Origin of the sequence: Enterobacter sp. MGH120 (genome assembly GCF_001037725.1) — a bacterium.
In the GTDB taxonomy this organism is placed as follows: Bacteria; Pseudomonadota; Gammaproteobacteria; order Enterobacterales; family Enterobacteriaceae; genus Enterobacter; species Enterobacter hormaechei_C.
Window position 1 is genome coordinate 3,230,382 of sequence record NZ_KQ089940.1, and the last position, 12,571, is coordinate 3,242,952.

The following is a 12,571-nucleotide window of genomic DNA, read 5'->3' on the forward strand; positions in this document are numbered from 1 at the left end:
ATTAAAGACCTTTATGTGCCAGCATCGGTCCCAGTGGACGTCCACCCAGCAGATGCATATGAATATGATAGACTTCCTGGCCGCCATGGCGATTACAGTTCATGATCAGACGGTATCCGTCTTCAGCAATCCCTTCCTGCTCTGCGATTTTCGCGGCCACCGTAAGCATACGGCCCAGCGCCACTTCATGCTCGGTTTTAACGTCATTGACGGTCGGGATCAGAATATTGGGAATAATAAGGATGTGCGTCGGCGCCTGGGGAGAAATGTCGCGGAAAGCCGTGACCAGTTCATCCTGATAGACAATATCCGACGGAATTTCTCGGCGGATAATTTTACTGAAAATCGTTTCTTCAGCCATGACCTTTTCCTTTTAAGTTTAATCTGGCGTCGTGCGTCCGTTGTTAACACACATTGTCTGATTTACTGCGTGACACAAGACAAGAGTATGAGCGAGTTTCTCCTGTCCTTTCAACCTTCTCCCGTGATTTCTTTCCTGATTGTCCGCCATCTGGCTGAAGAGGCATCGCTTTAGGACATTTCTTTTCTGAAACCTTATTTCAGTTCATCCCGAAACATCTGTTTACAGCGTTAATCACAATGCGTATATTTCGCATTTGCATTTTCATGAGCATTTTTAACATAGAAAACGACGTCAGCCCGTGCTAGCGGGACTGTCGCGAATTACCTTCACCATTCACTAAGGGTTTGATGATGTCTTTCATTAATCACACCAGGGATGGGCAACATCAGCCTGCCGCAACACCTTCGTTGCTGGCCGCCTGCATTGCTATGGCATTGACGCCAACCGCCGCTTTCGCTGCTTCAACCACCGAAGATACCGTCGTCGTAGACGGGGGTTTTGACAACACACAGGATCTTTCTGCCAGCCAGGATCAGGATTACAGCGTAAAAACCACCACCACCGGCACCAAACTGTTGCTGGTTCCCCGCGACATCCCACAGTCCGTCAGCGTTATCAGCCAGCAACGTATGGCTGACCAGAATCTGCAATCCATCGGACAGGTGCTGACGAATACCACGGGCATTACGGCCCAGGTGCAGGACAGCGACCGTACCGTGTTTTACTCACGCGGCTTTTTCGTCAGCAACTACGCCTATGACGACCTGCCAACCTCCATCAGTGAAGTGTGGAACTTTGGTGATACCGCCGCGGATACCGCGATTTATGACCGCATCGAAGTGGTTCGCGGCGCCACCGGCCTGATGTCCGGCACGGGCAACCCGGCGGCGTACGTTAATATGGTGCGTAAGCACGCGGACAGCCCGGAATTTAAAGGTAACGTCTCCGCCAGTTACGGCAGCTGGGACAAGCAGCGCTACGTGCTGGATCTCCAGGCGCCGCTGGTAGAGTCAGGTAAGGTACGGGGCCGTCTGATTACGGGTTATCAGGACAACGACAGCTTCGTGGATAACTACCACTACCGGAAGAAATTCCTCTACGGTGTGATGGACGCGGATGTCACCGACAGCACCACCCTCTCGGTAGGGTATGAGTATCAGGAAAGCCATACCGCCGACCCAACCTGGGGCGGGCTGCCGACCTGGTACAGCGACGGAAGTAAGACCCACTACAATCGCAGCCAGACTGTCGCACCTGACTGGGCTTATTCAGATAAAGACAGCACCCGCATCTTCGCTAACCTGACTCAGCGTTTCGATAATGGCTGGGAAGCGCACATCAACGGTATGCACGCTGAAACCAACTTCGACTCCAAACTGATGTATATGTCCGGCTATCCGGATAAAGAGACCGGTGCGGGCCTGGTGGGTTACGGAGGCTGGAACCGTGGGGAACGTAAACAGGATGCGGTTGACGCCTTCCTGCGCGGCGGCTTCGATCTCTTTGGCCGTCAGCACGAAATGATGTTCGGCGGCAGCTTCAGCCGTCAGCGTAACCATTACGACAACTCCATGCCGGATGCGGTATACGGCATGGTTGATGTCGGCAACTTTAAGAACTGGAACGGGAACATCGCCGATCCCCAGTGGACGCCGTGGAAACTCTACAGCAAGGATGATATTCGCCAGTCTTCAGCCTATTCGTCGGCTCGTTTCTCGCTGGCCGATCCGCTGCACCTGATCCTGGGCGCGCGCTACACCCAATATAACATTCGTTATAACCCGGCAGGATCGCCGAATACCCGTCTGGAAAGCACCAAAGATGATGTCACGCCGTACGCCGGCCTGGTGTATGACATCAATGAGGACTGGTCGACCTACGTCAGCTATACCTCTATCTTCCAGCCGCAGGATAAGCGCGATGCCAGCGGACGTTATCTTGACCCTACCACGGGTAAAAGCTACGAAGCCGGGGTGAAGGCGGACTGGTTTAATACCCGCCTCACCACCTCGCTGGCGATTTTCCGCATTGAGCAGGATAACGTCGCCAGCAACACCTATACCTACATGCCGAGCGGTGAGTCGATCTATGAATCGCTGGACGGGGTGGTCAGCAAAGGGGTCGAGTTCGAGCTCAATGGTGCCCTGACCGATAACTGGCAGCTGACCTTCGGCGCGACGCGTTACATCGCAGAAGATAAGAATGGCAACGCCGTCAGCTCCGATCAGCCGCGCACAACCATGAAGCTCTTCACCCGCTATCAGTTGCCAATGCTGCCGGAACTGACCGTGGGCGGTGGCGTAAACTGGCAGAACAAAGTGTGGACGGACGTGGAAGGCGGCCCGGCAGGACGTTCCCGCGCGGAGCAAGGCAGCTATGGGCTGGTGAACCTGTTCAGCCGTTATCAGGTCACCAAAGATTTTGCGGTGCAGGCTAACGTCAACAACCTGTTCGACAAAGAGTATTACGATTACGTCGGCTCTTATGTAGTGTATGGCGCGCCGCTGAACGTCTCGGTGAGCGCGAGCTACGATTTCTGAGTGACAGAAGCCCGGTGGCGCTGCGCTTACCGGGCCTACCCATCACGTAGGCCCGGTAAGGTGCCGCCGCCACCCGGCACCACAAGCCGCAGTAATAAAAAAGGCAGCCATTCGGCTGCCTTAGTCTCCCCAGGTCACAGCTTAGTTGTTGCGGATGTACTCATCCATTTCGGTTTTCAGGTTATCGGATTTCGTACCGAAGATTGCCTGAACACCAGAACCTGCAACAACGACGCCCGCTGCGCCCAGTTTTTTCAGACCCGGCTGGTCTACTTTCGCAACGTCGGCAACGCTCACACGCAGACGAGTGATACACGCGTCCAGGTTAGTGATGTTCTCTTTACCACCGAAGGCAGCTACCAGAGCAGGCGCCATTTCGCTGGTCGCACCGGCTTTGCTGTCTTCCGTTGCATCTTCACGACCCGGCGTTTTCAGGTCCAGTGCTTTGATCAGCACGCGGAAGACGGTGTAGTACACCACTGCGTAGCCCGCACCCACAATTGGGAACAGCCACAGCTTGCTGCTGTTACCGGACAGAACGATGAAGTCGATCAGACCGTGAGAGAAGGACGTACCGTCACGCATACCCAGCAGGATACAGATTGGGAATGCCAGACCTGCCAGTACCGCGTGGATGATGTACAGGATCGGCGCAACGAACATGAAGGAGAACTCGATCGGCTCGGTGATACCGGTCAGGAACGAGGTCAGCGCTGCGGAGATCATGATACCGCCCACTTTTGCACGGTTCTCTGGTTTAGCAGAGTGCCAGATCGCAATTGCGGCGGCCGGCAGACCGTACATTTTGAACAGGAAGCCACCAGACAGTTTACCTGCCGTTGGGTCACCCGCCATGTAGCGTGGGATGTCGCCGTGGAACACCTGGCCTGCTGCGTTGGTGTATTCACCAATCTGCATCTGGAATGGAACGTTCCAGATGTGGTGCAGACCAAATGGTACCAGGCAGCGCTCAATGAAGCCGTAGATACCGAACGCCACAACCGGGTTCTGGTAAGCCGCCCACTGAGAGAAGGTCTGGATTGCTGTACCGATTGGTGGCCAGATGAAAGACAGAACCACACCGGTGAAAATCGCGGCCAGACCAGAAATGATCGGCACAAAACGTTTACCCGCGAAGAAGCCCAGATACTCAGGCAGCTTGATGCGATAGAAGCGGTTAAACATATACGCTGCAATCGCACCGGAGATGATACCACCGAGAACACCGGTGTCCGCCAGATGCTTAGCGGCAATCTCTTCAGCAGGTAAGTGCAGTACCAGCGGCGCAACCACAGCCATGGTTTTCACCATGATGCCGTAAGCAACAACGGACGCCAGCGCGGATACACCGTCGTTATTGGTGAAGCCCAGAGCAACACCGATAGCGAAGATCAGCGGCATGTTAGCAAAAACAGAACCGCCTGCTTCGGCCATCACGTGGGAAACTACGGCTGGCAGCCAGCTGAAGTTTGCAGAACCGACACCCAGCAGGATACCTGCGATAGGCAGTACGGATACTGGCAGCATCAGCGATTTACCGACCTTTTGCAGGTTAGCAAATGCATTCTTAAACATAATTGAGAGTGCTCCTGAGTATTTGTGCTTTTTTTACGTTTTCACGCATTGGCCCGGGGGGAGTACCGCGCCGTGGACAGGACATCTAAGCGCCCTTTATTTATTACACAGAGTAAAATAATTCCCTCTGAGTTTGTTTGACGGCTATCACGTTTCAGTTCAAGACGGCCAAAAAACTTGCAGATATTTACATAAAGCATGTCTGGATGTGTCTAAAAACGCCATCACCGCCCCAAATGAGGCGGTGAACTTTACTCGTTTTACTTATTAATTACGAGCCTAAAAATAACAGGCGTATCAGACAGATTGCAGGTGGGCGGGGTCGATATGGAACAGACTGGCGAAGTTTTCCGTTGTCACGCGAGCCAGCTCTTCAATACTGACACCTTTCAGAACGGCCATATACTCAGCGACATCCCGGGTCATCGCTGGCTGATTTTCTTTGCCGCGATGAGGCACCGGTGCCAGGTACGGGGAATCGGTTTCCACCAGAATACGATCCAGCGGAACATATCGCGCCGCATCACGCAGTTGCTCAGCATTCCGGAACGTTACAATCCCCGAGAACGAGATATAAAAGCCTAAATCAAGCAGCTTACCCGCCGTTTCTCTGTCTTCAGTGAAACAGTGTAGTACGCCACCGCAATCCGTCACCTTTTCTTCCCGCAGGATCGCCAGCGTGTCGGCGCGCGCATCGCGGGTATGAACGATAACAGGCTTATTCAGTTCACGGCCAATACGGATGTGGTTGCGGAAGGATTCCTGCTGGCGAGGTTTCGTTTCCGGGGTGTAGAAATAGTCGAGACCGGTCTCGCCCATCGCCACTACGCCCTCTTCTGCGGCAAGACGGCGTAAATCCTCAACGTCGTACGCTTCATCCTGATTCAGCGGATGCACGCCGCAGGAGAAGACGACATTATCGCGCTCGCCTACCAGTTCACGCATGGCGCGGTAACCCGGCAACGTGGTCGCCACGGCCAGGCAAAATTTCACATCGCGCGCGGCGGCTTTCGCCAGCACGTCGTCCACATTTTTATGCAGGGACTGATAATCCAGGCCATCGAGATGGCAGTGTGAGTCGACTAAAAACATAATGTCTCTCTCAGAGGTGGGAAACCGGCGGTATGACGCCTGGTTGCAGGTAGTGTTCGATACGCAGTAACTGGTCGGTCAGTAAAAGCTCGCGATTGAGACCGGTTACCGTCAAAAGTTGTTCACGACTCTGGCAGATATCATGAAGGATAGCGTGCAGCGACTGCCCTGACAGGCGATTCGCCAGCGTGGTGACCAGCGCCCACACGTCAGGGTTAGTCAGAAGCGTCGCCCCCTGCTGGATTTTGAGCGCATCCAGCAGCAGCGCGGCCAGCCAGTGCAGCCGTTCCGGTGCCTGATCGCTGTTCAGCGCTGGCAGCACGCTAAGCCAGTCATGGCTGTCGAGGGCTGATTCAACCGCACGACATAGCGTTTCACGCTGGGACCACACTTCCGGCTGCAATAAGGCCAGCGCAGCCGCAGGCGCACCGCTGCACAGGCGCAACGCCGAGCGCGCCGCATCTTGTGACACCGTCACTTCTCGCTCAAGCCAGGCGAGCGCCCAGGATTCCTGAGGGACAGCGAGGTGGTGAAGAAGGCAGCGACTGCGCAGCGTCGCCAGCAAGCGTTCCGGCTCGCGGCAGGAGAGGAAAAACCAGGTATTCTCTGGCGGCTCTTCCAGGGTTTTTAACAGGGCGTTGGCTGCGGCTTCCGTGAGTAGCGCGGCGTCATTCAGCCACACCACTTTCGCCCCCCCCAGACGCGCATATTCGTACAGTTTCTCACTGACCTCACGCACCGCGTCGATACCGAGCGTATTTTTGCCCTTCTCGGGTTCGAGGGTGTAATAGTCAGGATGCGTGCCCGCCTGCATGAGCTGGCAACCCCGGCATTTACCGCAGCTTTTATGTCCTTCCGGCTGTTGGCACATCAGAAAGCGGGTGATGGCGTAAATCAACGCATCATCACCCATTCCCGGCAGCGCCTGGATCAGTAACGCATGATGCCCCCGACCAACCTGATAGCTGCCGATCAGCTGTTCAAAGTGTGGGCGCAACCATGGATACCATTTCATGCCTGCTGCTCCTGTAGCCACTGCGTAACGGTCTGCTGAATATCACGCGTAACGTCTTCAAGGGATTGCGTCGCATCGATGGTACGAATGGTCTTGTCCTGCCCGGCCAGTTCCAGATAACGCGCACGGGTGCGGTTAAAGAAATCAAAAGACTCCTGTTCAATGCGGTCCAGTTCGCCGCGGGCACGGGCGCGCTTCAGGCCCACCTCAGGAGTTACGTCCAGATACAGCGTCAGGTCAGGACGGAAATCGCCCAGAACCGCGTCGCGAAGCGTAGCCAGCATGGCCTGATCGATACCCCGGCCCCCGCCCTGATACGCCTGGGTTGAGAGATCGTGGCGATCGCCAATCACCCATTTCCCTTCTGCCAGAGCGGGTTTGATCACCGTCTCCACCAGCTGAACGCGCGCAGCATAGAACATCAGCACTTCCGCTTTGTCGGTAATAACTTCATCGCCAACGGATTTGATATCCAGAACCAGGCTGCGCAGTTTTTCCGCCAGCTGCGTACCGCCCGGCTCGCGGGTAAAGACCATGTCGGCAACGCCAAGCGACGTAAGCGTATCCACCACCACGTTACGGGCAGTTGTTTTGCCCGCCCCTTCGAGTCCCTCAATGACAATGTATTTACTGCGCATTTTTTTCCTTAAGTGCCTTCAGATAGTCCTGAACGGAGCGATTGTGGCTGGCCAGGTTGGTATTAAACGTATGCCCCCCTTTTCCGTCAGCCACAAAATAGAGATACGGCGTTTTGGCCGGGTGCGCGGCGGCCTTCAACGATGCTTCACTCGGCGTCGCGATCGGTCCAGGCGGCAGGCCGCTAATCACGTAGGTATTATACGCCGTTGGCGTCTCCAGATCTTTTCTGGAAATCCTGCCGTTGTAGTTTTCGCCCATGCCGTAGATGACGGTAGGATCGGTTTGCAAACGCATGCCGATGCGCAGACGGTTAATAAACACCGAGGCAACCTGGTCACGTTCGGGAGCAACGGCCGTCTCTTTCTCGATGATCGAGGCCATCGTCATGAACTGGTTTTGATCTTTATAAGGCAGGCCCTCTGCTCGCCCTTTCCAGGCAGCGTCTACCGCCGCGACCATTTTGTTGTGCGCGCGCTTCAGAATGGCCACATCCGTCGTGCCTGCCGTATACATCCACGTATCGGGCCAGAACCAGCCTTCCACCCACTCGGGATGTTCGAATTTTAAGGCGTCTGCCACGGTCTGGTAGCGGTCATCTTTCAGCGTATGCTTAATGTATGGCGCGTCCCGCAGCTGCCTGAGGTAATCGCTCAGACGCATACCTTCCACAAAACGCAGCGGGAACTGGGCTTCTTTACCACTCTCCAGCAGTTGCAGCATCTCGCGCACGGTCATGCCAGGGGTAAAGCGATAGGTGCCGGCCTTGAAATGGGACAGGTCCGGTTCAATACGCAGCAGCCACTGGAATACGCGTGGGCGATTGATAATTTTGTCGTCATACAGCTGCTGACCAAGCGCCTGCCGCCCGGTACCCGCTTTCAGGGTAAAAATCGTCTCGTCTTTAATCAGGATCTGACTCTCCGCCAGCTGACGGACTTTCCACACTCCCGCTCCGCCAGCGATACCGAACGCAACGATAAGAAGGAGGACAAAGCGTAACATTTTCTTCATGACTACCTGGTTTGCTCACATAACGGGGCCAGAAACTGGAACAGCTCGCGGGATGACCAGCATTTGCGGCCATAAGCGCGAACGGGGACAACGGGCATCAGCGCATTGCAGATAACAACTTCATCGGCAGACAGCAGCGCCTCTTCCTTAGCGTTGACTTCGACAACGCGAAAGCCTGCACGTGCCAGCTGGTGCATACAAAACTGCCGCATAATGCCGTTGACGCCGGCCTGCTCCAGCGAAGGCGTGAACACATCACAGCCCTTCCGCCAGAGTAAATTAGCCGCACAGCATTCCGTAATGTACCCTTCGCTGTCAAGAACCAGCGCCTCCCCGGCCTCCGTCTGCTCAAGATGAGTACGAATAAGCACCTGTTCAAGGCGGTTGAGATGTTTTATGCCAGCGAGCATCGGGTTTCGCCCCAGACGTACCGGACTTAGCGCCAGGGCTACGCCCTCTTCACGCCAGTGCGCATAATGGGAAGGATAATCTGAAACGGAAAGGACCCGCGTAGGATGCAGACAGGCAGAACCGCTATAGCCCCGGCCACCGCTCCCGCGGCTAATAATGACTTTCAGGACGCCGCTTGCTTTATCTGACGCCAGCCGACGCATTTCACTTTCAAGAATGTCCCACTGCGAGAAGGGGATCAGTAATGCTTCGCAGGCTTTTTGTAAACGAAGGATATGGGCCCCGAGCAGACACACGCCACCGTCGAGAATACGCGCAGTCGTGAAACAGCCATCGCCAAACTGGGTCGCCCTGTCGCTGGCTGGCAGCGTTTCTTGCTCAAGGCCATTAATCAAAAACATGGTGGCTCCTTATGCGTGGAGGCTCAGTCTGGCAGGATGTGAGCAGCCGGACAAGGGGATTTCACCTAATAAAAAAGGCCCGGCAAGCGGACCTTTTTTATCGTCAGCGACTAACCAGACTCAGACCTTTTTGAAGATCAGAGAGCCGTTAGTCCCACCGAAGCCGAAGGAGTTACACAGGGTATACTCCATACCGCTAACCTGGCGCGCTTCGTGAGGAACGAAGTCCAGATCGCAACCTTCATCCGGATAATCCAGGTTGATGGTTGGCGGTACAGCCTGATCGCGCAGCGCGAGAATAGAGTAGATTGACTCTACTGCCCCCGCAGCACCCAGCAGGTGACCGGTCATGGATTTCGTGGAGCTTACCATTACGCGGCCGGCAGATTCGCCGAAGATAGACTTAACAGCCTGCGCTTCTGCTTTATCGCCCGCAGGGGTAGACGTCCCATGGGCGTTAACGTAGCCAATCTGTGCTGGCGTAATGCCCGCATCGCGGATGGCGTTTTCCATCGCCAGCGCAGCGCCTGCGCCGTTCTCTGGAGGAGACGTCATGTGATAAGCATCGCTGCTCATGCCAAAGCCAACAACTTCAGCATAAATTTTCGCGCCACGTTTTTTCGCGTGTTCGTACTCTTCCAGTACGATCATGCCTGCACCGTCACCCAGCACGAAACCATCACGGTCTTTATCCCACGGACGGCTCGCCGCCTGAGGATTATCGTTTCGGGTAGAGAGCGCACGCGCTGCACCGAAGCCACCGACGCCCAGCGGGGTACTGGCTTTTTCAGCGCCGCCCGCAACCATAGCATCTGCATCGCCGTACGCAATGATACGCGCGGCCTGGCCGATGTTATGCACGCCAGACGTACAGGCTGTCGCGATTGAGATGCTTGGGCCACGCAGGCCGAACATAATGGTCAGGTGACCTGCCACCATGTTGACAATCGTAGACGGAACGAAGAACGGGCTGATTTTACGCGGGCCGCCATTCATCAGAGATGTATGGTTTTCTTCAATCAGACCCAGACCGCCAATCCCGGAGCCGATAGCGGCGCCGATACGGGTCGCGTTCTCTTCCGTAATCTCAAGGCCAGAATCCTGCATGGCCTGAACGCCAGCGACAATTCCATATTGAATGAAGGCATCCATCTTGCGCTGTTCTTTGCGCGAGATGATCTCTTCACAGTTAAAATCCTTTACTAAGCCAGCAAATTTCGTTGCATAGGCGCTAGTATCGAAATGGTCGATTAGGCTGATGCCGCTCTGACCGGCAAGGAGAGCTTTCCAGGTGGACTCTACGGTATTGCCGACAGGAGACAACATGCCAAGTCCGGTCACAACTACACGACGCTTAGACACGCTTGTCCTCCAGGGAGGGATAAAAAAAGAGATTCGTGGGACAACAAAAGATAAAACTCAGGCGGTCGAATGACCGCCTGGAGATGTTCACTTACGCCTGGTGACCGTTGATGTAATCAATGGCAGCCTGAACGGTGGTGATTTTCTCAGCTTCTTCGTCCGGAATCTCAGTATCAAACTCTTCTTCCAGAGCCATTACCAGCTCAACGGTGTCAAGAGAATCTGCGCCCAGGTCTTCAACAAAGGAAGCGGAGTTCACAACTTCTTCCTGCTTAACGCCCAGCTGTTCGCCGATAATTTTCTTAACGCGTTCTTCGATAGTGCTCATACTCTTAAATTTCCTATCAAAACTCGCTTTCGCGATGGTTTTCGTAGTGTATAAAATGTTGAAAAATTTGCAACTAAATCCCGGCAGGTCTTACCACGATTTTACGTTATTTTGAGGCCATTTGCCCAAATAACGCAAATATTTTCGATCGTGATTAAACCATGTACATCCCGCCGTTGACGTGGAGGGTTTCACCAGTGATGTAACCCGCTTCGTCAGAGGCTAAAAATGCAACCGCGCTGGCGATTTCTTTAGGGTCGCCAAGACGACCCGCCGGAACTGCCGCCAGCGTACCCGCACGCTGCTCATCAGTCAGCGCACGCGTCATGTCCGTTTCAATAAAGCCCGGAGCAACAACGTTTACAGTAATTCCGCGGGACGCGACTTCACGCGCCAGCGACTTACTGAAACCGATCAGACCTGCTTTCGCCGCAGCGTAGTTAGCCTGACCAGCATTTCCCATGGTACCAACCACAGAACCTACAGTGATAATACGACCATGACGCTTTTTCATCATAGCGCGCATTACCGCTTTTGACAGACGGAATACAGATGACAGGTTGGTTTCGATAATATCGTTCCACTCGTCGTCTTTCATTCGCATCAGCAGGTTGTCGCGAGTGATCCCGGCATTATTGACCAGAATATCCACTTCGCCAAACTCTGCGCGAATATTTTCCAGAACAGATTCGATAGATGCTGGTTCAGTCACATTCAGTACCAGACCTTTACCGTTCGCACCCAGATAGTCGCTGATGGCCTGTGCGCCATTCTCACTGGTCGCAGTCCCGATCACCGTCGCGCCGCGCGCAACCAGTGTTTCAGCAATAGCGCGCCCAATACCGCGGCTTGCGCCGGTCACCAGGGCAATTTTTCCTTCAAAACTCATGGTATTCCTCTTTTATTGCGAGAGTGCCGCTTTCATGGCTTCCGGCTCGTTAATCGCCGAGGCAGTCAGGGTGTCTACAATACGTTTTGTCAGACCGGTAAGTACCTTACCTGGACCAACTTCATACAGATGTTCAACGCCCTGAGACGCCATAAATTCAACGGTTTTAGTCCACTGAACCGGGCTGTAGAGCTGGCGAACCAGCGCGTTACGGATAGCCTCCGGCGCGGTTTCGCACTGCACATCGACGTTATTCACAACGGAAATCGTCGGTGCGTTAAAGGTCATTTTTTCCAGCTCAACCGCCAGCTTATCGGCAGCGGGCTTCATCAGCGCGCAGTGAGACGGTACGCTCACCGGCAGGGGCAGTGCACGTTTTGCGCCCGCAGCTTTACAGGCAGCACCTGCACGCTCAACCGCTTCTTTATGACCCGCGATAACCACCTGGCCTGGCGAGTTAAAGTTTACCGGAGAAACGACCTGACCTTCAGCAGATTCTTCACAGGCTTTAGCGATAGACGCATCATCCAGACCGATGATGGCAGACATGCCGCCCGTGCCCTCTGGCACCGCTTCCTGCATGAATTTACCACGCAATTCAACCAGGCGTACCGCGTCAGCGAAGGCAATCACCCCTGCGCAGACCAGCGCAGAGTATTCACCCAGGCTATGACCCGCCATCAGCGTCGGCGCTTTGCCGCCCTGCTGCTGCCATACGCGCCACAATGCGACGGAGGCTGCCAGCAGTGCCGGTTGAGTCTGCCAGGTTTTGTTCAGCTCTTCAGCGGGGCCCTGTTGGGTCAGCGCCCACAGATCATAACCCAGCGCGTCAGAGGCTTCACGGAAAGTCTCTTCAATAACCGGATAGTTTGCTGCCATTTCAGACAACATCCCGACAGTTTGCGAGCCCTGTCCCGGGAACACAAAAGCAAATTGCGTCATTT

12 protein-coding genes are annotated in these 12,571 nt (G+C 54.7%); 1 reads left to right on the top strand and 11 read right to left on the bottom strand.

The genetic code is table 11. The annotated features are described in order from the left end of the window. Position 1: 1 nt before the first annotated feature. On the bottom strand, positions 2–361 hold the full coding sequence (gene hinT, locus SK54_RS15100) for a purine nucleoside phosphoramidase (RefSeq protein ID WP_006809243.1): 360 nt from the start codon (positions 359–361) through the stop codon (positions 2–4). A 353-nt stretch (positions 362–714) separates the two neighbouring features. Here hinT and fhuE point away from each other — a divergent pair, with 353 nt between their 5' ends. After that, on the top strand, positions 715–2,904 hold the full coding sequence (gene fhuE / locus SK54_RS15105; protein ID WP_017693635.1) for a ferric-rhodotorulic acid/ferric-coprogen receptor FhuE: 2,190 nt from the start codon (positions 715–717) through the stop codon (positions 2,902–2,904). A gap of 141 nt (positions 2,905–3,045) precedes the next feature. On the opposite strand, the gene ptsG is transcribed toward fhuE, so the two are convergent. The 10 genes from ptsG to fabD all read right to left on the bottom strand — a co-directional run bounded on the left by ptsG (position 3,046) and on the right by fabD (position 12,569). Then, positions 3,046–4,479, bottom strand: coding sequence for a PTS glucose transporter subunit IIBC (gene ptsG, locus SK54_RS15110; protein WP_003857942.1), 1,434 nt, complete (start codon positions 4,477–4,479; stop codon positions 3,046–3,048). 297 nt (positions 4,480–4,776) lie between these two features. Continuing rightward, positions 4,777–5,571: a metal-dependent hydrolase gene (locus SK54_RS15115; RefSeq protein WP_017384720.1), complete on the bottom strand. Its 795-nt coding sequence runs from the start codon at positions 5,569–5,571 to the stop codon at positions 4,777–4,779. Positions 5,572–5,581: 10 nt separating this feature from the next. Then, positions 5,582–6,586: a DNA polymerase III subunit delta' gene (gene holB, locus SK54_RS15120; protein WP_017384721.1), complete on the bottom strand. Its 1,005-nt coding sequence runs from the start codon at positions 6,584–6,586 to the stop codon at positions 5,582–5,584. Then, positions 6,583–7,224, bottom strand: coding sequence for a dTMP kinase (gene tmk / locus SK54_RS15125; protein ID WP_015570821.1), 642 nt, complete (start codon positions 7,222–7,224; stop codon positions 6,583–6,585). Before tmk ends, holB begins: the two co-directional genes overlap by 4 nt. Further along, positions 7,214–8,236: a cell division protein YceG gene (gene yceG / locus SK54_RS15130; protein WP_048247543.1), complete on the bottom strand. Its 1,023-nt coding sequence runs from the start codon at positions 8,234–8,236 to the stop codon at positions 7,214–7,216. The genes tmk and yceG overlap by 11 nt, the downstream gene beginning before the upstream one ends. A gap of 2 nt (positions 8,237–8,238) precedes the next feature. Then, complete coding sequence (gene pabC / locus SK54_RS15135; protein ID WP_015570822.1) at positions 8,239–9,048, bottom strand: aminodeoxychorismate lyase; 810 nt, start codon at positions 9,046–9,048, stop codon at positions 8,239–8,241. A 120-nt stretch (positions 9,049–9,168) separates the two neighbouring features. Next, entirely contained in the window at positions 9,169–10,410 is a 1,242-nt protein-coding gene (gene fabF, locus SK54_RS15140) for a beta-ketoacyl-ACP synthase II (protein WP_017693637.1), read from the bottom strand. Positions 10,411–10,501: 91 nt separating this feature from the next. Beyond that, positions 10,502–10,738 (bottom strand): acyl carrier protein, encoded by a 237-nt coding sequence (acpP, locus tag SK54_RS15145; protein WP_003857954.1) that lies wholly within the window; start codon positions 10,736–10,738, stop codon positions 10,502–10,504. A gap of 154 nt (positions 10,739–10,892) precedes the next feature. Further along, positions 10,893–11,627 (bottom strand): 3-oxoacyl-ACP reductase FabG, encoded by a 735-nt coding sequence (gene fabG / locus SK54_RS15150; RefSeq protein WP_003857956.1) that lies wholly within the window; start codon positions 11,625–11,627, stop codon positions 10,893–10,895. A 12-nt stretch (positions 11,628–11,639) separates the two neighbouring features. Further along, the gene (fabD, locus tag SK54_RS15155; RefSeq protein WP_015570824.1) at positions 11,640–12,569 is read right to left on the bottom strand and encodes an ACP S-malonyltransferase; all 930 of its coding nucleotides are present in this window, start codon (positions 12,567–12,569) and stop codon (positions 11,640–11,642) included. Positions 12,570–12,571 lie beyond the last annotated feature (2 nt).

Excerpts from the sequence above, each read along its gene's own strand:
- fabG (WP_003857956.1), bottom strand. The coding sequence starts at position 11,627 with ATGAGTTTTGAAGGAAAAATTGCCCTGGTGACCGGCGCAAGCCGCGGT.
- hinT (WP_006809243.1), bottom strand. The coding sequence starts at position 361 with ATGGCTGAAGAAACGATTTTCAGTAAAATTATCCGCCGAGAAATTCCG.
- yceG (WP_048247543.1), bottom strand. The coding sequence starts at position 8,236 with ATGAAGAAAATGTTACGCTTTGTCCTCCTTCTTATCGTTGCGTTCGGT.
- SK54_RS15115 (WP_017384720.1), bottom strand. The coding sequence starts at position 5,571 with ATGTTTTTAGTCGACTCACACTGCCATCTCGATGGCCTGGATTATCAG.
- holB (WP_017384721.1), bottom strand. The coding sequence starts at position 6,586 with ATGAAATGGTATCCATGGTTGCGCCCACACTTTGAACAGCTGATCGGC.
- tmk (WP_015570821.1), bottom strand. The coding sequence starts at position 7,224 with ATGCGCAGTAAATACATTGTCATTGAGGGACTCGAAGGGGCGGGCAAA.
- fhuE (WP_017693635.1), top strand. The coding sequence starts at position 715 with ATGTCTTTCATTAATCACACCAGGGATGGGCAACATCAGCCTGCCGCA.
- pabC (WP_015570822.1), bottom strand. The coding sequence starts at position 9,048 with ATGTTTTTGATTAATGGCCTTGAGCAAGAAACGCTGCCAGCCAGCGAC.
- ptsG (WP_003857942.1), bottom strand. The coding sequence starts at position 4,479 with ATGTTTAAGAATGCATTTGCTAACCTGCAAAAGGTCGGTAAATCGCTG.
- acpP (WP_003857954.1), bottom strand. The coding sequence starts at position 10,738 with ATGAGCACTATCGAAGAACGCGTTAAGAAAATTATCGGCGAACAGCTG.
- fabD (WP_015570824.1), bottom strand. The coding sequence starts at position 12,569 with ATGACGCAATTTGCTTTTGTGTTCCCGGGACAGGGCTCGCAAACTGTC.